Raw genomic sequence first — 20,294 nt, forward strand, 5'->3', positions numbered from 1 at the left:
CCCAAGGCGGGCGACGACCGATCGCGGCCATGGCGCGCACCAACGCGAAGCGGAGCATCACCTGAACTTCCGCCATGCGGTAGTCGTCCCGTCCCCCCTTATGATCCGCTGAACATATCTGCCACTGCGACGGCCTATCTCCCAGACATCCTGGAGAGAACGAACCGCGCCTAATCTGGTCGGGACCAAAGTCGTACGCTTAGCTACAGCCATATCGCGTCCGACAGGAACCGTTCCGGCCCGGAAAGCGTAGTCCGCCCAAGCCCGTTCCGGGCCGGAGCGCGCATCCATGAAGCTGTCCCAAACCCTCGTCGCGGCCGCCCTGCTCGCCGCCCCCGTCCTGACCCCGCCCGCCATCGCCCAATCCGCCGCCGACGAGGCGCGGATGCGGCAGGCGCAGGACCGGTTCGACCGGGAGTACCAGAATTTCCGCCAGGAGCTCGACCGCTACCAGTCGCTACGCGGCGCGGGCTATCGCGGCCCGGCGACCGGCGGCGGTTATCGTACCGCGCCGGCGGTGCCCTATGACGATCGCAGCCCCTACGCCGACGAGCGCGACGAGGGCGAATATGACGCCGCGCGCTACTATCGCGCCGGCCCCAATTACCGCGACCGGGTGCTCGGCAGCGACGAGCGCGTCTATGCCGGGCAGGACGGCCGCTATTACTGCCGCCGCCCCGACGGCACCACCGGCTTGATCCTGGGCGCGGGTGCGGGCGGCATCCTGGGCAACATCATCGACGGCGGGCGCTCGCGCACCGTGGGCACGCTGCTGGGCGGCGCGGCGGGGGCGCTGGGCGGCCGCGCCATCGAGCAGAATTCGGTGCGGTGCAGATGAGATCGTAGCGATCGGCCGCTTCCATCCGCGCCATCGGTCACGGCGAATCCGCGCCCTGTGGCGCGGCTCGCCCCGCCAGCCGCGCTTGGCACGGTGCGTGCCGGCTCCGCCGCCCCGTCTCCGTCCCTACGCGATCGCCATCAGCGTCTCGCCCTTGTACCGCGGCTCGCCCGGGCTGAACAACGCGCTCCGCTCGAACCGCCGCGCCGTCACCCGCAGCGGGTGAAGCCCGGCGAGCTTGAACGTCCCCAGCTTCAGCTCCTTGGGCGCGCGGCCCTCGCGTTCCAGCGTGACCGCGTCGACGAAGAGCTCGCCGTGCCTGGTATAGAGGATGTGCGGCGCCAGCGTCATCGCCTGCCGGTTATAGGTCGCCGCTAGGCAGAGCTGCTTGACGATCGCCTCCAGTACCACGGGGGTGGCGCCGGGGTCCACGGGCGCGGGCGTCCGCGCATCCACTGTCTCGGTCATCAACTCCACCCCTCGGCCGCCATCAGCGCCCCAAACGAGCGCTGCGCCCGCACGTTCCGGCGACACCGGCATTTCTCGATGGTTCGTGCGGGATGGCGCGACCGGTTCCCGGACGCGCTGGCGTCCTGACGCCATCTGCGCTTAAACGTCCGCATCCCGTCCCCGATCGGAGCACAAGATGCGCGCCTTCCTTCTCGCCACCTCGCTTCTCGCCGCTCCCCTAACCGCACAGGCCCCCATGACCCAGGACGATCCGCATATCTGGCTCGAAGACAAGGACGGCGCCCGCCCGCTCGCCTGGGTGGAGGCGGAGAACAGGCGCACCCTGGCCCGGCTCCAGGCCGATCCGCGCTACGCCACCTTCTACCGCGAGGCCCTCGCCATCGCGTCGGCCAAGGACCGCATCCCGATGCCCGACCAGCGGGGCGGCCGCATCCTCAATTTCTGGCGCGACGCCGACCACCCCCAGGGCTATTGGCGCGCGACGACCGAGGCGAGCTACGCGACCGCCGCGCCGCAATGGACGACGCTCCTCGACCTCGACGCGCTGAGCGCCGCCGAGGGCAGGAAATGGGTATGGAAAGGCGCGACCTGCCTCCAGCCCGACGAACGCTACTGCCTGGTCGCGCTGTCGGAAGGTGGCGAGGACGCGATCGAGTACCGCGAATTCGATCTTCAGGCCGGCAATTTCGTCCCGAACGGCTTTCGCCTGCCCAAATCCAAGCAGGGAGCGACCTGGATCGACCGCGATACGCTGCTCGTCTCGCGCGACTGGGGGACCGGAACGCTGACCGACTCAAGCTATCCGTTCGTCGTCAAGGAGGTGAAGCGCGGCGCACCCTTGGCGAACGCGCGCGAGATCTTCCGCGGTGACGCATCCGATCAGCTCGGCACCTATGCGCGCGGCTATCACGACGCGGACGGCAACCGCGCCGTCATCATCGAGCGTCGCCAGGCCTTTTTCGGCGGCGACAAGCATCTGCTGACCAGATCCGGCAAGCTGGTGAAGCTCGACGTGCCGGCGCGCGTCGATCCGACCGGGCTCGTCAAGGGCCGGCTCGTCTTCACCACGCAGGAAGCCTGGGGCGCCCTCCCCGCCGGTGCGATCGCCGCCGCGCCGCTTGCCCAGGTCGAGACCGGCCGGTTTACCCCGACCGTCGTCTTCGCCCCGACCGCGCGCCAGTCGGTCGACGGCGCCACCGTCACCCGCTCGGGCGTCCTCGCCAATGTGTACGACAATGTCCGCGGGCGCGCGTTGTTCTTCACGCCGGGCGCGTCGGGCTGGACCCAGAGCCGCCTGGCGCTCCCCGACAATCTCGCGGTCGACCTCGCCAGCGCGACCGAGGCGAGCGACACCGCTTTCGTGACGGTTACCGGCTTCCTCGATCCCACCACCTTGTGGCGCGTGGACGCGACCGGCCGGACCGCGCCCGCCGCGATCAAGGCGCTCCCCGCCAAGTTCGACGCGTCGAACCATGTCGTCGAGCAGTTCGAGGCCGCATCCTCGGACGGTACGAATATTCCCTATTTCGTCGTCCATCGCCGCGACGTGGCGCTCGACGGGTCCACCCCGACGATCATGACCGCCTATGGCGGGTTCAACATCTCGAACACGCCCGGCTATTCGGGGGTCAACGGCAAATTGTGGCTGGAGCGCGGGGGCAGCTTCGTCCTCGCCAACATTCGGGGCGGCGGCGAGTTCGGCCCCGCCTGGCACGATGCCGGCCGCAAGACCAAGCGCCAGCTCATCTATGACGATTTCGCCGCGATCGGCCGCGACCTGATCGCGCGCAAGCTCACCAGCCCCGCCAGGCTCGGCATCTATGGCGGCTCGAACGGCGGGCTGTTGATGGGCGTCGAATTCAACCAGCATCCCGAGCTCTGGGGCGCGGTCACCATCCAGGTCCCGCTGCTCGACATGCTGCGCTATGAAGGCATCGCGGCGGGCGCGAGCTGGGTCGACGAATATGGCTCGGTCAAGAACCCCGAAGAACGCGCCTTTCTCGCGAAGATATCGCCTTATCACAACATCAAGCGCGGCGTCGCTTATCCCGAACCTTATATCTGGACCACGACCAAGGACGACCGCGTCGGCCCCCAGCACGCCCGCAAATTCGCCGCGCGGATGAAGGAATACGGCCTCCCCTATCTGTTCTACGAGGACACCGCCGGCGGCCATTCGGGCGATGCCGACATCGAACAGGGCGCGCGGCTGCAGGCGCTCCAGATGACCTACTTCACGCAAAAACTCATCGGCGACGCAAACCGGCAGTCGGCCGCGTCCGACTGACTCGGCCAAGCCCGGCCGGCTTGGCTCCGGCTAAGACCGACGATGCGGCTTCGCCGCGGCGGTGACGTTCGGAAGGGAGCCTCGGGGGAACGCGCGTCGCACCGGCTCGTTACCCGCGTCGACATCTCCCAGGAGCTCCTACCCATGCCCTATATCAAGACCCGCGACGGCACCGACATCTACGTCAAGGATTGGGGTCAGGGCCGCCCGGTGATCCTGATGCATGGCTGGCCGCTCAACGCCGACAGCTGGGATGCGCAGGCGATGGCGCTGGCAAATGCGGGCTTTCGCGCGATCGCCTATGACCGGCGCGGCTTCGGGCGGTCGGGCCAGCCCTGGACCGGCTATGATTATGACACGCTCGCCGACGACCTCGCCGACGTCATCGCGGCGACCGGCGCCACGTCCGACGCGACGATCGTCGGTTTCTCGATGGGCGGCGGCGAAGTCGCGCGCTACATGAGCCGGCACGGCGGCAAGGGCGTGATCGCCGCCGGGCTGATCGCCTCGGTCGTGCCGTACATGCTGAAAACCAAGGACAATCCGAACGGCGCCCCGGAATCGACGTTCCAGCAGATGATCGAAGGCATCAAGGCCGACCGCCCGGCTTTCTTCCGCCAGAAGTTTACGCCGCAATTCTACGGCCAGGGCTATCTCAAGCACCCGGTCAGCGACGACGTGCTCGACTGGTCGACGTCCATGGCGCTGATGGCGGGGCTGAAATCCACCATCGCCTGCGTCAAGGCCTTCGGCCACACCGATTTCCGCCCCGACCTGCCCGCGATCACCGTTCCCACGCTGATCATCCACGGCACCGGCGACCAGACGGTGCCGATCGACACCAGCGCCCGCGCGGCGGCCATGGGCATCGCTAAGGCGCAGCTGGTGGAATATGACGGAGCGCCCCACGGCCTCAACGTCACCCATGGCGACCGCCTTACCAAGGACCTGCTGACCTTCCTGGGCGGTTAGGCACTTCCTCCCCTCCTTGAAACAGGGAGGGGTCGGGGGTGGGTGGACGTGAAAACGCCTGGCAAGGTTAGCGCCGATGCGCGCCTTGTTCTGGATCGCATCCCGTCTATCCCTCCCGCTCCAAGGAGGGGAGCAAGCCCCTATTTCAGTGGAACGATCATCTCGTCGGGATGCGCCACGTTCAGCTCGCGGCGGACCATCTCGTCCACCATGTCCGGATTCGCGTGGCGCGGGTCGAGCAGCGCCACCCGGTTCTGGAGCACCGCGCGCTTGCGGTCGAGCTCGCGGAAATCGGCGTCGCGCTTCGCAAGCTGGCGCTGATATTCGCCATAAGCCATCGCGCCGTTCGGCCCGAACACGGCATAGCCGCCGAAAAAGCTGATGATGGTCAGCGCCATGGCCGGCAGGGCGGCGCGGCGAAGCGTCTTCAGGAGAGCGGGGCGCGGGTTCACGCCCTCACTAATCCCCCGTTAACCCTGCCATATCAAGTCCCTATCGACGCAGCACGTCGCGTCCGGCGAACCGTGCGGCGCTCCCCAGTTCCTCCTCGATGCGGATGAGCTGGTTGTACTTGGCCAACCGGTCCGACCGGGCCAGCGAGCCGGTCTTGATCTGTCCGCAATTGGTCGCGACCGCCAGGTCGGCGATGGTCGCGTCCTCGGTCTCGCCCGACCGGTGCGACATGACCGCAGTATAGCCCGCGCGCTGCGCCGTCGACACCGCCTCCAGCGTCTCGGTCAGCGTGCCGATCTGGTTGACCTTGACCAGCAGCGAATTGGCCAGCCCGTCGGCGATGCCCTGGCGCAGCCGCTTGGGGTTGGTCACGAACAGGTCGTCGCCGACCAGCTGCACCTTATCGCCCACCGCCTCCGTCAGCAGCTTCCAGCCCTCGAAATCATCCTCGGCCATTCCGTCCTCGATCGAGAAGATCGGATAACGCGCGACGAGATCGGCCAGATAGTCGGACATCTCCCCGCTCGACAGGACCCGGCCCTCGCCCGATATGTCGTAGCGCCCGTCGCGGTAGAATTCCGTCGCCGCGCAGTCGAGCGCCAGCATCACCTCGTCGCCCGGCCGATAACCCGCCGCCTCGACCGAGCGCATGATGAAATCCAGCGCGTCGGTCGTGCTCGCCAGGTTCGGTGCGAACCCGCCCTCGTCGCCTACCGCGGTCGCCAGCCCGCGATCGTGAAGCGCCTTCTTCAACGTGTGGAAGATCTCGGCCCCGCACCGCACCGCCTCGGAGATGGACGCCGCGCCGACCGGCACGATCATGAACTCCTGGAAATCGATCGCGTTGTCGGCATGTTCGCCGCCATTGATGATGTTCATCATCGGCACGGGCAGCAGATGCGCCGACACGCCGCCGACATAGCGATAGAGCGGCAGCCCCCGCGCATCCGCCGCCGCCTTGGCGACCGCCAGGCTGACGCCCAGGATCGCGTTGGCGCCCAGCCGGCTTTTGTTCTCCGTCCCGTCCAGCGCGATCATCGCGCGGTCGATGTCGACCTGGTCCTCGGCGTCCATGTCGACCACCGCGTCGGCGATCTCGTCGTTGACCGCGTCGATCGCGCCCTCGACGCCCTTGCCCATCCAGCGCGTCTTGTCGCCGTCGCGCCGCTCGACCGCCTCGTGCGCGCCCGTCGACGCGCCTGACGGCACCGCGGCGCGGCCGAACGATCCGTCCTCCAGCAGCACGTCGACCTCCACCGTCGGGTTGCCGCGGCTGTCGAGGATCTGGCGGCCGTGGATGTCGATGATCGCTGTCACGTATGTCACTCCCTGTTCTGACTTGGAGCCGCCTGTATCGCGCCGTCCGGGGTGGATCAAATACGCAGGCGTAATGGAACCAGCATCCCGCCCCCGTGGTTCTGCGACAAACCAATGAAAGGGACCCCCATGTCCGATTCCGGAATCTCATACGCCAACGACACCACCCCGCCGATCGGAACCGGGCCGCAGCCGACCGGGGCGACCGGATCGGGCGAGACCGGCGGCCGTGTCGACGAGGCCAAGCAGGCCGTTCGCGAGAACGCGTCCAAATTCACCGCCCAAGCCGGCGACAGGGCGCGCGACTATGCCGAACAGGGCAAAGCCAAGGCCTATGACGCGCTCGGCCAGCTGTCGCGGACGATCGAGGACGCGGCCCAGCAGGTCGAGGAGAAGCTCGGACCGCAATATGGGCAATATGTGCGTTCCGCCGCCGGCCAGGTGACCACGCTCGCCGACCGGATCAACGCGACCGATGTCGACGAACTCGCCAACGACGTGCGCGGCTTCGTGCGGCAGAGCCCCGGCATCGCAATCGGCGCGGCCGCGGCGATCGGGTTCGTGCTCACCCGTCTCGTCCAGGCGGGCATCGACGGGCGGCCCGACTGATGGCGACCGCCGCTCCTGCCCGGGTGAGCGGAGACGGGCGTCCGGTGGCCGTCAAGCTGTCGGACGAAAGCGTCCCCGAACTCGTCGGCCGCCTCGTCGAGGACACGCGCGGCCTCGTCTCGGCTGAGGTCGAGCTTTACAAGTCCAAGGTCGCCGAGCGCGTCACCGCCTATAAATCGGCGGTCGTGCTGTTCGCGATCGCGGGCGTGCTCGGGCTGGCCGCGCTGATCGCGCTGCTCGTCGGGCTGATCGTCACGCTGGCGACGCTGATCGGCCCCGGGCTCGCGACGCTCGTCGTGGTCGGCGTCGTCCTGGCGGTCGCGGCCGTGCTGGCGCTGATGGGTCGGTCCAAGCTCGCGCCGCCGAATACGGGAGCACCGCGATGACCCAGGACGCCAAGAACGAACAGGCCCAGACCCCGCCGGTGATCCGTCTCGCCGCCGCCGAGGTCGACGCCGTCGCCGCGCGCGACCGGCTCAACGACACGGTCGCCCGCCTCCAGTCGAAACTCGACCCCAAGCTCCTCGCCAAGGAAGCGGTCGGCGAGGTCAAGCTGCTTGGCAGGCAGGCGGTGGGCGAGGCCAAGGTGGCTGGCGACAAGGGCGTCGTCTACGCCCGCGACAATCCACGCATCGTCGCTGGCACCGCGGCGGGGATCATCCTGTTCCTGCTCCGCCGCCCGATCCTAGGGCTGTTCAAGCGTCGCCCAGGCCTGAAGCCGCAAAAGGCCGCCAAGCCGATGACGCAGACGGCCGCGAACGACCGGCTCGCGCGTACGCCGCACCCGACGCAGGGTGTTGGCCGGACGTCCATCCGCCCGCTCGCCACGCCACATCCGACCATGACCCCGCAAACCGCACCAAAGGCGCCCGCTGCTCCCGTCACCGCGAGCAACGAAGGCATCCCGCTCGAAGGACAGACGCTATGACCACTGCCGATACGACGACCGCCTCCTCCGGCCGGCTTCATGACGCCACCGACACCGCGCGCGCCACCGCGACGGAAGCCGCGGCTCGTGCGACCGAGACGATCGACTCCAACCCGCTGGGCGTCCTGGCGGGGGGACTGGCGCTCGGCGCGATCGCGGGTGCGCTGCTGCCCCGCACCGACCGTGAGAAGGATCTGCTTCGCCCGGTCGGCGCCAAGCTGGGCGCCACCGCCGCCGCCGCGATCGCGGCGGCCAAGGAAGCGGGCCGCACCGAAATGGAGCAGCGCGGGTTGACGGCCAACTCGGCGCGCGAGCAGGCCAAGTCGCTCTTCGACAATGTCGTGAAGGCCGCCAGCGGCGCCGCGACCGCGGGCGCCAGGACGGCCAAGCAGGAGGCCACCGGCACCTCCGACACCCCGGACTCGACAGGCGGCACTGGCGATTATGTCGCTCCGGCCGATCCGCACCGCCAGGTGATGGCCGCCGATGGCGATGTCAGTGGCTTCAACGCGGGAATCTGACGCCGATCGGGGCGGGTTTTCGGACCCGCCCCGTCCAAAGCCGGTTCCAGCCCGGGCCGAATCGCTCTAGGGCAGTGCGCATGAGCAAGCTTCACCTCGTCTTCGGCGGCCGCGTCCGCGATCCTCGCGGCTTAGACTTCGTCGCCCCCGAACAGGTCGAGGTCGTCGGCGTATTTCCCGATTACGCCAGCGCCGAAAAGGCGTGGCGGGCCGCTGCCCAGCGCACCGTCGACGATGCGGAGATGAAGTTCGTCGTCGTCCACCTCCACCGCATGCTCGAACCCGATCTGGAGAGCGACGGGGCGTAACGCGCTATGCCGACCCGCCTCTGATCACCGCCGATCGCAAGGCGCGTCTTAAGCCTCCCGATGTCGCCACAGCAGCAACGGCCGGGCCAGCGCCAGTCCGGCAAGAAATCCGCCGATGTGCGCGCCGACCGCGATCGACGCGCTACCCCCGACGCCGGCTACGCCGACCAGCAACTGAATACCGATCCATGCGGTGGCGAGCCAGGCGACATGGACCAGGCTTCCGGGCACCGGGCCCAGTCGTCGCGCCCGATTGTTTCCGTAGAATAGCGCATAGGCCGCGACGACCGCCGAGATCGCGCCGCTCGCCCCGATCATGGGGCCGCCCTGACCGATCAGCCATTGCGCGAGCGCCGCGGCGTAGGCGCCCGCGACATATAACAGGATCATTCCCCGCGCGCCGATCGCTCGCTCGACGAGCAATCCGCAAAAGACCAGCATCGCTAGGTTGAGCGCGAGGTGCCCCACCCCGCCATGAATCAACGTAGCGCTGAGCGGCGTCAGCCACGCCGGCACCGCCGTCCCGAGTTCGCTCGGGATCACCAGCCCGGTGAAGCGTTCGGGAACGAACCCGCCCAGCACCGCCGCATAGGGCAACCAGCCCGACAGCAGCAGCATGACCGACGCCGCCGTCGTCGCGGCGGCGATGGTCACGGTCGCCGGCGCGCGCGCGGCCTTGTTCACCCTGCCGGACTCAGATGAACTCGATTTTAGAGACGAGATAGTAACGATCGCCCGACGGCACCGTCACCTCGACATCCTCCGCGACCTTGCGCCCGATCAGCGCGCGCCCGAGCGGCGAGTTGTAGCTGATCCGCCCCGTCTTCGCGTCCGCCTCGGTCTGGCCGACGATCTGATAAGTGACCGGCTTATCGTCCTCGTCCATCAGGGTCACGGTCGCGCCGAACACGATCTTGTCGCCCGACAGGTCCTTGGGATCGATGATCTGCGCGCGGGACAGCTTGTCCTCGATATCGGAGATCGTCGCCTCGACCTGACCCTGGCGCTCCTTGGCCGCATGATATTCCGCATTTTCCGACAGGTCGCCATGCGCACGGGCTTCCTCGATCGCGTCGACGATGGTCGGACGTTCGACCTTCAGCCGCTTCAGGTCGGCGGTGAGCCTGTCATAGCCCTCCTGGAGCATCGGCATCTTCTCGACGGTCGCCATGGCTTCGCGGTCCCTGAATGGTTCGCCCCCGGGTCGGACCGGATCGGTCCGCCCGCACCACAGACTGTGCTTATGGAAGGGGTCGGTCGTTACGCCGGGAATGATAAGCCTGTAACGGTAGCACTTCAAGGCGGCTGTCCGCGCGCGCCGCGATCGCGCGCGCCGCCTCCACGCTGGCGGGCGCCGTCGTGAAATAAGGGATGTGCTGCCCCAGCGCCGCTTGGCGGATCGGTTTTGAGTCCTTCAGCGACTGCCAGCCCTCGGTCGTGTTGAAGATCAGCGTGATCGCGCCGTCCTTGATCCGGTCGACGATATGCGGCCGGCCCTGCGCGACCTTGTTGACCAGCTCGACCGAAACGCCTTGCCCCTCCAGATAGGCGGCCGTGCCCTGCGTCGCGACGATCCGGAATCCGGCCTCGGCCAGCATCCGCATCGCCGGCACGATCGCGGCCTTGTCACCGTCCTTGAGGCTGACGAAAACCGCGCCTCCGGTCGGCAGCACCGTTCCTGCGCCGAGTTGCGCCTTGGCGAAGGCGATGGTGAAATCACGGTCGAGCCCCATCACTTCGCCCGTGCTCTTCATCTCGGGCGACAGGACCGGATCGACCCCGGCGAAACGCGCGAAGGGGAACACCGATTCCTTGACCGCATAAAAGTCGATCGCGCGATCGATCGGCGGCAGGTCGCGCAGCATCTCGCCCGCCATCACACGCGCCGCGATCTTCGCGACGGGGATGCCGATCGCCTTGGCGACGAAGGGGACCGTCCGGCTGGCGCGCGGATTGACCTCGATCAGGTACACCCGATCCTCCTTGACCGCGAACTGGATGTTCATCAGCCCACGCACCTTCAGCGCGCGCGCCAGCATCTGGGTCTGGCGCTCGATCTCGGCCACGATCTCGACCGACAGGCTGTAGGGCGGGATCGAACAAGCGCTGTCGCCCGAATGGACGCCCGCTTCCTCGATATGCTGGAGCACCCCTGCGACCACGACATCCGTGCCGTCGGCGATCGCATCGACATCGACCTCGATCGCGTCACGCAGATATTGATCGATCAAGACCGGCGTGTCGCCAGATACTTGCACCGCGAACTGAATATAATCGTCCAACTGCGCCGGACCATCGACGATCTCCATCGCCCGCCCGCCGAGCACGTAGCTGGGACGCATCAGCACCGGATAGCCGATCCGATCCGCCACCGCGATCGCCTCGTCGCGGCTGCGCGCGATGCCATTGGCGGGCTGGAGCAGCCCCAGCTCGCCCACCAGCGCCGCGAAGCGCTCGCGATCCTCCGCCAGGTCGATCGCGTCGGGGCTCGTGCCCAGGATCGGCACCCCCGCCGCCTCCAGCGCGCGCGCCAGATTGAGCGGCGTCTGCCCGCCCAGCTGGACGATCACCCCGTGCAGCGTCCCGCGCGCCATTTCGACGTGCAGGATCTCCAGCACGTCCTCGGCAGTCAGCGGCTCGAAATACAACCGGTCCGACGTGTCGTAATCGGTCGACACCGTCTCCGGATTACAGTTGATCATGATCGTCTCATACCCGGCCTCGCTAAGCGCGAAGCTGGCATGGCAGCAGCAATAATCGAACTCGATCCCCTGCCCGATCCGGTTCGGCCCGCCGCCCAGGATCACGACCTTGCGCCGGTCGGACACGTCGCTCTCGTCCTCGGGCTCGCCGAAGCTCGGCGCTTCATAGGTCGAATACATATAGGGTGTCGGCGCGTCGAACTCCGCCGCGCAGGTATCGATGCGCTTGAACACGGGCCGCACGCCCAGCCGGTGGCGCAGCGCGCGCACCTCCTCCTCGGTCACCCCGCCCGTCATCGCCACCACCGCGTCGTGGATCAGCCCCGATCCGCGCGCGATCCCGCGCGCCATGCCACGTAGATGCGCCGACTGCAGCGCCAACCAGGCAAGCCGCTTGTCACTGAACCCCATGCTCTTCAGCCGTCGCAGGCCGATCGCCTCGATCGGCAACCCGTTCTCCATCACTTGGAACTCGGCCTTTACGATCTCCGCTATCCGCTCGAGAAACCACGGATCATATCTGGCGATGGCGTGCACCTCGGCGACGCTAAAGCCTTCTCTGAGAGCCTGGGCGGCGATGAGCAGCCGGTCGGGCGTCGCGACGGCCAGTGCCGCCTCGATCTCCGCGCGCGGGGCGCCGATCAGCCGGTCGACATGGTTGAACCCCGACAGCCCGGTCTCCAGTCCACGGAGCGCCTTTTGCAGCGATTCGTGGATGTTGCGGCCGATCGCCATCACCTCGCCGACGCTCTTCATCGCGGTCGACAGCACCGCCTCGGCGCCCTTGAACTTCTCGAAGGCGAAGCGCGGGATCTTGGTGACGACGTAATCGATCGTCGGCTCGAACGACGCAGGCGTCGCGCCGGTGATGTCGTTGCTGATCTCGTCGAGCGTATACCCGACCGCCAGCAGCGCCGCGACTTTGGCGATCGGAAAGCCCGTAGCCTTGGACGCCAGCGCCGAGGAGCGCGACACGCGCGGGTTCATTTCGATCACGATCAGCCGCCCGGTCTTGGGATCGACCGCGAACTGGACGTTGGAACCGCCTGTTTCGACACCGATTTCGCGAAGGCAAGCGATGCTCGCATTGCGCATGATCTGATATTCCTTGTCGGTCAGCGTCAGCGCGGGCGCGACCGTGATCGAATCGCCCGTATGCACCCCCATCGGATCGATATTTTCGATCGAGCATACGATGATGGCGTTGTCCGCGCGGTCGCGGACCACCTCCATCTCATATTCCTTCCACCCGAGCAGCGACTCCTCGATCAGCACCTCGGTCGTCGGCGACGCGTCGAGCCCGGACCGCACGATGGCGATGAACTCCTCGCGGTTATAGGCGACGCCTCCGCCCGTGCCGCCCATGGTGAAGCTCGGCCGGATGATCGCGGGCAACCCCGTCCGTTCCAGCCCGGCCAGCGCCTCCTCGACCGAATGCGCGATCGCCGAGCGCGCGGACTCCAGCCCGATCCGGTCCATCGCCTGGCGGAATTTCAGCCGGTCCTCCGCCTTGTCGATCGCCTCCGCGTCCGCGCCGATCATCTCCACGCCGTGCCGCGCCAGCGTACCGTCGGCGAACAGCGCCAGCGCGATATTGAGCGCGGTCTGCCCCCCCATGGTCGGCAGCACCGCCATCACCTCGTCCGGATGCAGCGCCCGCTCGCGCTCGATGATCTTGGCGACCACCGCGGGCGTCATCGGCTCGATATAGGTCGCGTCCGACAATTCGGGATCGGTCATGATCGTCGCGGGATTCGAATTGACCAGCACGATGCGATAGCCCTCGGCCTTCAGTGCCTTGGCCGCCTGCGTTCCCGAATAGTCGAATTCGGCCGCCTGTCCGATCACGATCGGTCCCGCGCCGATGATGAGGATGGATTGGATGTCGGTACGTCTGGGCATCGAGACTTCCTGAAACGGAAAAAAGGTTAGATCGAGCAGGTCGAAGCAGGTCGCAAGTTGAACCGCGGTTCGGCGGGTATTGAGATTTCGTTAAGATCGGCCGCGGTGCGTGCATCCTTAGTAGGGTGTCGACCGTAACTCCACCGGATCGGGGATGATGCGCTCGACCTCGTGAAAATGGGATGACCGATTTCGCGGTGCTTTCAACGATTTAGGAGTGGTTTATGCCCCAGGTATTCAATTCGAGCGTGGACGGTAGCGAGCGTCGTGGCGATTTCCTTCGATTCGACGTGTCCCAGAATGAACCGGTTTCGGTGAATCTGGGCGGCGGCGACGACGTGGTCGAGGTCGGCGGCGATGCGGACGTGACGCAGGTCCGGCTTACCTTCACCAGCGCGCAGGTCGGCAACGGCAGCGCCAACGACAGCAACACCATGGCGAACCAGGATGGCGGGCTCGCCGTCCGCCTTCAGGCCGAGAACGGCTCCAGCGACAGCCTGACCGGCCCGGTCAACCGCTTCGACGACGAGGGTATAAGCTTCATCGCGACCGGCGATATCCGCTTCGACGTCCGCGATCTCGTCAGCGGCGTGGGCCGCGGGCAGAATTTCGAAATCGTCCGTCTCGGCACGTCGGCTAACGACCTGTTCAATGAAGGCCAGTCGGTACGCAACACCTACATCAACGCCGGCATGGGCAACGACATCGTCACCGGCGGCGCGGGTGACGACTTTCTCGTCGGCGGCGCAGGCGACGATCGCCTGAGCGGCGGCAACGGCGCGGACAGCTTCATCGGCGGCGCGGGTACCGACATCATCTTCGGCGGCGGCGGCAACGATGTGGCGATCTTCAACGTGTCGACCGACGGCGCCGACCAGACCGATCTGGGCGGCGGACGCGATGTGGTGAACGTCTCGGCGGCGGCGGGCGTGACCCAGGTGCGCCTGACCTTCACCAGCGCCGAAGTCGGCAACGGACGCTCGCTCGACGCAGGCACGCTGAGGGGTCAGGACGGCAGCCTCGCGGTTCGCGTCCAGGCGGAGGACGCGTCCGGCATGGCGACCGGCAATGTCGGCCGGTTCGACGACGAGATCGTCACCTTCGTGGCGGGGGCAGGACTGACCTTCGACGTCCGCGATCTCGTCAGCGGCGTGGAGCGCGGCGACCAATTCCAGGTCGCGACGCTCGGCGGCTTGGGCAACGACACGTTCGACTTCAGCGATCGGTCGCTCAGCTATTATGTCAACGCGGGCGCGGGCAACGACCGCATCACCGGCTCCACGGTCAACGACTTCCTGGTCGGCGGTGCGGGCAATGATCGCATCGACGGTGGGCTGGGCAACGACTCGTTCATCGGCGGCGGCGGTGCCGACGTGTTCCTGTTCCAGGATCGCCCAGGCAACGACCGCATCCTCGACTTCGTGTCGGGTACGGACAGTATCGACCTGCGCTCCTACGACATCGAGTTCGCGGACCTGGAGATTTTCCGGCGCGGCACGGACACCGTCGTCGGCGTCGATTCGAGCGGCAACGGCCGGTCCGACTTCTTCATCACGCTGGTGGGCGTACCCGCCCCGCAGGAAAGCGACTTCCTGCTCTGAACGACGGATCACCCGCCGGCCTTCGGGCCGGCGGGTGCGCGCTCTAGGCGAGGGCTCCGCATCACAGTCGCGAATACCGCGCCAATGATCGATGACGTTCAAACAGCGACATACCCGCATATCATCCTGGGTAATCCGCTTCGTGGGTAGACTTGGTCCTACGAGCAATCACGCACGGGTCAGAGAGCAGAATCTTCACAAACCAGTCCGGATCAATGTCATGGTCGGCAATGGTGATGAGATCGAAGCCGCGCCCGTTCTGGATGGCTTTAACAGTCGCCTTGCCATGTCTAAGGTCTGTCATCGTTTCAGCGGCGCACTTCTTCGACAACCAGATGCGACTGTCGTAGCTGGATCCGTATGTCGTCGCGCCGGCGGAGGCGCTGAGATTTATCAATATCCCGAGCAGAAATCGCGTGCTCCTCATTGGGTCAGAGACCCCACAAACCGCTCGAACAGATACAAACTATCCTGCGGTCCCGGGCTCGCTTCCGGATGATATTGCACGCTGAACGCCGGCTTGTCGGTCAGCTCCAGCCCCGCGTTCGACCCGTCGAACAGCGACACATGCGTCTCGCGCACGTTCGCGGGCAGTGACTCGCGCTCGACGGCAAAGCCATGGTTCATGCTGGTGATCTCCACCGCGCCGTCCGCCAGCCGCCGGACCGGGTGGTTGGCGCCGCGATGCCCCTGGAACATCTTGGTCGTCCGCGCCCCGACGGCGAGGCCCAGCAACTGATGCCCCAGGCAGATGCCGAACAGCGGCAGGCCCGTGTCAAGCAGTTCACGGATCACCGGCACGGCATAGTCGGCGGTCGCGGCCGGATCGCCCGGCCCGTTGGACAGGAAGATTCCGTCGGGCTCCAGCGCCATCACCTGCGCCGCGGTTGCGGTCGCAGGCACCACTGATACCTTCGCCCCAGCGCGAACGAGGTTTCGGAAAATATTGCGTTTGCTGCCATAATCGATCGCGACGACGTGCGGTTTCGGGCCTTGGCTCGCCTCGGCACCGGCGTCATACCCGAACCCCAGGCGCCAGACCCCGCCCTCCCAGCCATAATGGGTGGCGGTCGACACCTCGCGCGCCAAGTCCATTCCCTCCAGCCCCGGCCAGCCCCGCGCACGGGCGATCAGCGCGTCGACGTCGAAGCGTCCGTCCGCCCGGTGCGCGATCACGCCATTGGGCGCCCCTCCGCCCCTGATCCGCCGCGTCAGCGCGCGCGTGTCGACTCCCGACAGCCCGATCCGGGCATGGCGCCGCATCCATTCGTCCAGCCGCTCGCTCGAGCGGAAATTGGACGGCGCGGTCACGTCCTCGCGCACGATCACCCCCAGCGCGTGCGGGTCGTCGGCCTCCAGATCGTCGGGATTGGCGCCGACATTGCCGATATGCGGAAAGGTGAAGGTGATGATCTCCCCGGCGAAGCTGGGATCGGTCATGACCTCCTGGTAACCGGTCATCGCGGTGTGGAAGCACACTTCGCCGACCGCCTCCCCCTCCGCCCCGAATCCGCGCCCCCATAGCACGTCGCCCGATGCGAGGACGAGGCAGCCCGTGGCTCCGGCGGGCGCGGCAAGGGGCTTGGCGTCGGCCATGAAGGCGGGCACTCCTGGAGGTCGGACAACGATGTCGCTAAGCGGCGCTCGCTAAAGACACCCCCCATCCCCGTCAATCTGTTAAGGCGCTTTCCATGATTCGAGACGACATCAAAGCCGCCCAGCTCGCCGCCATGAAGGCCGGCGACAAACCCGCCCGGAATGCCATCTCGCTGATCCAGGCCGCGATCAAGAACCGCGACATCGAGGCCCGAACCAGCTCGGCCGCCGTCGAGGACGACGCGCTCGTCGTCGAGGTGCTCCAGAAGATGGTCAAGCAGCGCCGCGAATCGATCGCGATGTACGAACAAGGCGGCCGCCCCGAACTCGCGGAGGCCGAGGCCGCCGAGGTCGCGGTGATCGAACGCTTCCTGCCGGCCCAGATGGACGAGGCGACCACCCGCGCCGCGATCGACCGCATCAAGTCCGAGCTCGGCGCCACGGGCATGAAGGACATGGGTCGCATCATGGCCGAGCTGAAGGCCCGCCACGCGAGCGAGCTCGACATGGCCAAGGCGAGCGGGCTGGTGAAGGCGGCGCTCGCCTGACGTGACGCTCACCCCCGCCTTTCTCGACGAGCTCCGCGCGCGCACCTCGCTGTCCGTCCTGGTGGCGAAGACGGTGAAGCTAACCCGCGCGGGCCGCGAGATGCGCGGCTGCTGCCCGTTCCACAACGAGAAGACGCCCAGCTTCTACGTCAACGACGACAAGGGCTTCTACCACTGCTTCGGCTGCTCGGCGCATGGTGACGCGATCAAGTGGCTGTGCGATCAACGCGGCCTGCCCTTCATCGACGCGGTCAAGGAACTGGCCGCCGCCGCCGGGCTCGACATGCCCGAGCAGGACCGCCGCTCGGCGGAGAAGGCGGAACGCGCCAAGGGCCTGCACGATGTGACGCAGGCGGCGAACGACTGGTTCGCGGCGCAGCTCGCCGGGCTCGACGGCGCGGCGGCGCAGGCGCTGCTCCGCAAACGCGGCATCGCGGCGGCGACCGCGCGCACCTTCGACCTGGGTTTCGCGCCCGACGCCCGCAACCGCCTGCGCACCGCCCTCAAGGCGTTCGGCGACGGCCCGCTCGTCGAGACGGGCCTGCTGATCCAGGTCGAGGGCAAGGAGCCCTATGACCGGTTCCGCGGCCGGCTGACCATTCCGATCCGCGATCCGCGCGGCCGGGTGATCGCCTGGGGCGCGCGCATCATCGGCGAGGGCGAGCCCAAATATCTCAACTCCCCCGACACCCCGCTCTTCGACAAGGGCCGCACGCTCTACAATCTCGACCGCGCGGCCGCGCCCGCGCGCAAGGCCAACCGCGTCATCGTGGTCGAGGGCTATATGGACGTGATCGCGCTCGCCCAGGCGGGGATCGCGGAGGTCGTCGCCCCGCTCGGCACCGCGCTCACCGAGCCGCAGCTGGAGCGGCTATGGCGCATGGTGCCCGTGCCGACGCTCTGTTTCGACGGCGACGGCGCCGGCCAGAAGGCAGCCCTGCGCGCCGCCCATCGCGCCGTGCCGCTGCTCGCCCCCGGGCGGTCGCTCCGCTTCGTCACCCTGCCCCAGGGCCAGGACCCCGACGACCTCGTCCGCGCGCGGGGCCCGGCCGCGCTGGAAGCGTTGCTCGCCGAGGCCGAACCGCTCGTCGACCGCCTCTGGACCGCCGAACTCGCCGCCGAGCCGCTCGACACGCCCGAGCAGCGCGCCGGGCTCAAGCGGCGCCTGGGCGACCTCGCCGCCGGCATCGCCGATCCCGGCGTCCGCGGCGAATATCAGGCCGAGTTCCGCCGCCGCTTCGACGCCCATTTCGCCCCCGCCCCGCGCAGGCCGTTCACCCGGTCGTTCGAGCCCCGCAAGGGCCCGTGGAAGGCACCGATCCTTCCCGTGTCCGCCGACGCCAAGGCGGTGAACGCGGCGGGCATCGACCGCGTGCTCGCCAAGGCGGTGCTCGCCGGATTGATCCGCCACCCGGCCGAGATCGCGCATCATTACGAGATATTGAAATCGCTCCGCATGGCGGACGGCGCGCTCGGCCGCTTGTTCGAGGCGGTGGTGGACCTCGCGGTCGAAGACCAGACGCTTGATAGCGCGCGGCTCGTGACCATATTGGCGAAATCCGGCTTCGAGGCGGTCGCCACCGACCTGCTGAGAGCCGACACGACGCCCTATTCGTTCACCCAGTCCGGAGGAGACGCGGCGCGCGCTCATGCCGATCTCGACGAGGCGATCGCGATTCTGGTCGCGCAGCCCGAGGTCGACGGCGCGCTCGCCGAGGCGACCACCGCGATGCAGGCCCGTTTCACCGACGAGGCGTTCGAACGACAAGTGGCGCTCGTGAAGGAAAAAGCGGCGTTGGAACGGAGGCTTGCAAATCTATGTCAAGCCAACGAAGACGCCCGGCACTTTGGTACTGAGGGCGATTAATGGCGAAGGCGAACATGGCGGACGCGCCCGAGACGAGCGACGGGGGCGACGCGCCGCTGATCGATCTGAACGATGCGGGCATCAAGAAGGTGATCGCCCGCGCCAAGAAGCGCGGCTACATCACCTATGACCAGCTGAACGAGGCGCTGCCCCAGGGCGAGATGTCGTCCGACCAGATCGAGGACATGACCTCCGCGCTCAGCGAGATGGGCATCAACATCGTCGAGAACGAGGAAGCCGGCGAGGAAGGCGAGCCCGAGGCGCGCGGCGACGACGACGACGACACGCCCGAGCCCGCCGACGCCGAGGGCGACGGCACCGCGCCCGTCGCCGAGGTCAAGAAGAAGGAAACCGTCGACCGCACCGACGACCCCGTCCGCATGTACCTGCGCGAGATGGGAGCGGTCGAGCTGCTGAGCCGCGAGGGCGAGATCGCCATCGCCAAGCGGATCGAGGCCGGCCGCGACACAATGATCATGGGGCTGGGCGAGAGCCCGATCACCTTCAACGCGATCATCGACTGGTCCACCGCGCTCAACGAAGGCACCATGCAGCTGCGCGAGATCATCGATCTCGACGCCATGCTGTCCAAGGACCCCGCGCCCGAGGCGCTGGCCGACGACGCCGAGGACGCGGATGGCGAGATCAGCGCCAAGACCGCCGGCCCCGCCTTTAAGGAGGAAGCCGAGGTCGAGGAGGCGCCCGTCGCCGACGAAGAGGATGACCTCACGGAACGTCGCGCGCCCCGGCCGTCCGACGACGAGGAGGAGGACAATACCCTCAGCCTCGCGCAGATGGAGGAGACGCTCAAGCCCCAGGCGCTCGAGAAGTTCGCGCAGATCACCGCGCTCTACAAGAAGTTCGGCAAGCTCCAGGCCAATCGCCTCGACGCGATGGGCGGCGGCGCCGGGCTGTCCGCCGCCGACGAGCGCAAATATCAGAAGCTGCGCGAGGAGCTGACCGCCGAGGTCGAGTCTGTCCAGTTCCACAACGCCAAGATCGAATATCTGGTCGACCAGCTCTACGCCTATAACCGGCGCCTGACCGCGCTGGGTGGGCAGATGCTGCGCCTGGCGGAACGTCACAAGGTCCCGCGCAAGGATTTCCTCGACCGCTATATCGGCCATGAGATGGACGAGCAGTGGATCGCCGGCCTGGGCAAGCTCGACAAGAAATGGACCGCGTTCGCGACCAACGAGGGCGAGGCGGTCGCGCGGATCCGCACCGAGATCGCCGACATCGCGCAGCAGACGGGCATGTCGCTGCAGGAATTCCGCCGGATCACCAACATGGTCCAGAAGGGCGAGCGCGAAGCGCGGATCGCCAAGAAGGAGATGGTCGAGGCCAATCTGCGCCTCGTCATTTCGATCGCCA

19 protein-coding genes are annotated in these 20,294 nt (G+C 67.4%); 12 read left to right on the plus strand and 7 right to left on the minus strand.

What is annotated here, in order from left to right:
• Positions 1–289: 289 nt before the first annotated feature.
• Entirely contained in the window at positions 290–838 is a 549-nt protein-coding gene (locus VF592_RS09715; protein WP_331005426.1) for a glycine zipper 2TM domain-containing protein, read from the plus strand.
• A gap of 126 nt (positions 839–964) precedes the next feature.
• On the opposite strand, the gene VF592_RS09720 is transcribed toward VF592_RS09715, so the two are convergent.
• Entirely contained in the window at positions 965–1,306 is a 342-nt protein-coding gene (locus VF592_RS09720; protein ID WP_331005427.1) for a hypothetical protein, read from the minus strand.
• A 178-nt stretch (positions 1,307–1,484) separates the two neighbouring features.
• Between VF592_RS09720 and VF592_RS09725 the strand changes: the two genes are divergently transcribed.
• Positions 1,485–3,596 (plus strand): prolyl oligopeptidase family serine peptidase, encoded by a 2,112-nt coding sequence (locus tag VF592_RS09725; protein ID WP_331005428.1) that lies wholly within the window; start codon positions 1,485–1,487, stop codon positions 3,594–3,596.
• A gap of 144 nt (positions 3,597–3,740) precedes the next feature.
• Entirely contained in the window at positions 3,741–4,568 is an 828-nt protein-coding gene (locus VF592_RS09730) for an alpha/beta hydrolase (RefSeq protein WP_331005429.1), read from the plus strand.
• A 140-nt stretch (positions 4,569–4,708) separates the two neighbouring features.
• On the opposite strand, the gene VF592_RS09735 is transcribed toward VF592_RS09730, so the two are convergent.
• A complete protein-coding gene (locus VF592_RS09735; RefSeq protein ID WP_331005445.1) occupies positions 4,709–4,966 on the minus strand; it encodes an FtsB family cell division protein in 258 nt (85 codons plus the stop codon).
• Between the two features lie 94 nt (positions 4,967–5,060).
• The gene (eno, locus tag VF592_RS09740) at positions 5,061–6,338 is read right to left on the minus strand and encodes a phosphopyruvate hydratase (protein ID WP_331005430.1); all 1,278 of its coding nucleotides are present in this window, start codon (positions 6,336–6,338) and stop codon (positions 5,061–5,063) included.
• A 129-nt stretch (positions 6,339–6,467) separates the two neighbouring features.
• Between eno and VF592_RS09745 the strand changes: the two genes are divergently transcribed.
• The 5 genes from VF592_RS09745 to VF592_RS09765 all read left to right on the plus strand — a co-directional run bounded on the left by VF592_RS09745 (position 6,468) and on the right by VF592_RS09765 (position 8,704).
• Positions 6,468–6,947 (plus strand): hypothetical protein, encoded by a 480-nt coding sequence (locus VF592_RS09745; RefSeq protein ID WP_331005431.1) that lies wholly within the window; start codon positions 6,468–6,470, stop codon positions 6,945–6,947.
• A complete protein-coding gene (locus tag VF592_RS09750) occupies positions 6,947–7,333 on the plus strand; it encodes a phage holin family protein (protein ID WP_331005432.1) in 387 nt (128 codons plus the stop codon). Before VF592_RS09745 ends, VF592_RS09750 begins: the two co-directional genes overlap by 1 nt.
• On the plus strand, positions 7,330–7,875 hold the full coding sequence (locus VF592_RS09755) for a hypothetical protein (RefSeq protein WP_331005433.1): 546 nt from the start codon (positions 7,330–7,332) through the stop codon (positions 7,873–7,875). Before VF592_RS09750 ends, VF592_RS09755 begins: the two co-directional genes overlap by 4 nt.
• On the plus strand, positions 7,872–8,396 hold the full coding sequence (locus VF592_RS09760; protein WP_331005434.1) for a hypothetical protein: 525 nt from the start codon (positions 7,872–7,874) through the stop codon (positions 8,394–8,396). Before VF592_RS09755 ends, VF592_RS09760 begins: the two co-directional genes overlap by 4 nt.
• Positions 8,397–8,476: 80 nt before the next feature.
• Positions 8,477–8,704 (plus strand): DUF4170 domain-containing protein, encoded by a 228-nt coding sequence (locus VF592_RS09765; RefSeq protein ID WP_331005435.1) that lies wholly within the window; start codon positions 8,477–8,479, stop codon positions 8,702–8,704.
• A 48-nt stretch (positions 8,705–8,752) separates the two neighbouring features.
• Here the strand turns inward: VF592_RS09765 and VF592_RS09770 are convergent, their stop codons facing one another.
• The 3 genes from VF592_RS09770 to carB form a co-directional block, all read right to left on the minus strand.
• Positions 8,753–9,322, minus strand: a complete 570-nt coding sequence (locus tag VF592_RS09770; protein WP_331005446.1) for a rhomboid family intramembrane serine protease — start codon at positions 9,320–9,322, stop codon at positions 8,753–8,755.
• Positions 9,323–9,398: 76 nt separating this feature from the next.
• Positions 9,399–9,875, minus strand: a complete 477-nt coding sequence (gene greA, locus VF592_RS09775; RefSeq protein WP_331005436.1) for a transcription elongation factor GreA — start codon at positions 9,873–9,875, stop codon at positions 9,399–9,401.
• A gap of 70 nt (positions 9,876–9,945) precedes the next feature.
• Entirely contained in the window at positions 9,946–13,308 is a 3,363-nt protein-coding gene (gene carB, locus VF592_RS09780; RefSeq protein WP_331005437.1) for a carbamoyl-phosphate synthase large subunit, read from the minus strand.
• Between the two features lie 224 nt (positions 13,309–13,532).
• Here carB and VF592_RS09785 point away from each other — a divergent pair, with 224 nt between their 5' ends.
• Positions 13,533–14,909, plus strand: coding sequence for a calcium-binding protein (locus tag VF592_RS09785; protein ID WP_331005438.1), 1,377 nt, complete (start codon positions 13,533–13,535; stop codon positions 14,907–14,909).
• A gap of 423 nt (positions 14,910–15,332) precedes the next feature.
• On the opposite strand, the gene carA is transcribed toward VF592_RS09785, so the two are convergent.
• The gene (carA, locus tag VF592_RS09790) at positions 15,333–16,505 is read right to left on the minus strand and encodes a glutamine-hydrolyzing carbamoyl-phosphate synthase small subunit (protein WP_331005439.1); all 1,173 of its coding nucleotides are present in this window, start codon (positions 16,503–16,505) and stop codon (positions 15,333–15,335) included.
• 95 nt (positions 16,506–16,600) lie between these two features.
• Here carA and VF592_RS09795 point away from each other — a divergent pair, with 95 nt between their 5' ends.
• From VF592_RS09795 to VF592_RS09805, 3 genes are all read left to right on the plus strand, one after another.
• A complete protein-coding gene (locus VF592_RS09795; protein WP_331005440.1) occupies positions 16,601–17,053 on the plus strand; it encodes a GatB/YqeY domain-containing protein in 453 nt (150 codons plus the stop codon).
• 1 nt (position 17,054) lies between these two features.
• Complete coding sequence (dnaG, locus tag VF592_RS09800) at positions 17,055–18,920, plus strand: DNA primase (RefSeq protein WP_331005441.1); 1,866 nt, start codon at positions 17,055–17,057, stop codon at positions 18,918–18,920.
• On the plus strand, positions 18,920–20,294 hold a 1,375-nt coding region (locus VF592_RS09805; RefSeq protein ID WP_331005442.1), incomplete at its 3' end, for an RNA polymerase sigma factor region1.1 domain-containing protein. The genes dnaG and VF592_RS09805, both read left to right, overlap by 1 nt.

The sequence above is a fragment of the Sphingomonas sp. genome (assembly GCF_036388435.1).
In the GTDB taxonomy this organism is placed as follows: Bacteria; Pseudomonadota; Alphaproteobacteria; order Sphingomonadales; family Sphingomonadaceae; genus Sphingomonas.

What these genes read in the sequence shown, in the direction of transcription:
- VF592_RS09715 (WP_331005426.1), top strand. Translation starts at nt 290, where the DNA reads ATGAAGCTGTCCCAAACCCTCGTCGCGGCCGCCCTGCTCGCCGCCCCC.
- VF592_RS09720 (WP_331005427.1), bottom strand. Translation starts at nt 1,306, where the DNA reads ATGACCGAGACAGTGGATGCGCGGACGCCCGCGCCCGTGGACCCCGGC.
- VF592_RS09725 (WP_331005428.1), top strand. Translation starts at nt 1,485, where the DNA reads ATGCGCGCCTTCCTTCTCGCCACCTCGCTTCTCGCCGCTCCCCTAACC.
- VF592_RS09730 (WP_331005429.1), top strand. Translation starts at nt 3,741, where the DNA reads ATGCCCTATATCAAGACCCGCGACGGCACCGACATCTACGTCAAGGAT.
- VF592_RS09735 (WP_331005445.1), bottom strand. Translation starts at nt 4,966, where the DNA reads ATGGCGCTGACCATCATCAGCTTTTTCGGCGGCTATGCCGTGTTCGGG.
- VF592_RS09745 (WP_331005431.1), top strand. Translation starts at nt 6,468, where the DNA reads ATGTCCGATTCCGGAATCTCATACGCCAACGACACCACCCCGCCGATC.
- VF592_RS09750 (WP_331005432.1), top strand. Translation starts at nt 6,947, where the DNA reads ATGGCGACCGCCGCTCCTGCCCGGGTGAGCGGAGACGGGCGTCCGGTG.
- VF592_RS09755 (WP_331005433.1), top strand. Translation starts at nt 7,330, where the DNA reads ATGACCCAGGACGCCAAGAACGAACAGGCCCAGACCCCGCCGGTGATC.
- VF592_RS09760 (WP_331005434.1), top strand. Translation starts at nt 7,872, where the DNA reads ATGACCACTGCCGATACGACGACCGCCTCCTCCGGCCGGCTTCATGAC.
- VF592_RS09765 (WP_331005435.1), top strand. Translation starts at nt 8,477, where the DNA reads ATGAGCAAGCTTCACCTCGTCTTCGGCGGCCGCGTCCGCGATCCTCGC.
- VF592_RS09770 (WP_331005446.1), bottom strand. Translation starts at nt 9,322, where the DNA reads ATGCTGCTGCTGTCGGGCTGGTTGCCCTATGCGGCGGTGCTGGGCGGG.
- greA (WP_331005436.1), bottom strand. Translation starts at nt 9,875, where the DNA reads ATGGCGACCGTCGAGAAGATGCCGATGCTCCAGGAGGGCTATGACAGG.
- carB (WP_331005437.1), bottom strand. Translation starts at nt 13,308, where the DNA reads ATGCCCAGACGTACCGACATCCAATCCATCCTCATCATCGGCGCGGGA.
- VF592_RS09785 (WP_331005438.1), top strand. Translation starts at nt 13,533, where the DNA reads ATGCCCCAGGTATTCAATTCGAGCGTGGACGGTAGCGAGCGTCGTGGC.
- carA (WP_331005439.1), bottom strand. Translation starts at nt 16,505, where the DNA reads ATGGCCGACGCCAAGCCCCTTGCCGCGCCCGCCGGAGCCACGGGCTGC.
- VF592_RS09795 (WP_331005440.1), top strand. Translation starts at nt 16,601, where the DNA reads ATGATTCGAGACGACATCAAAGCCGCCCAGCTCGCCGCCATGAAGGCC.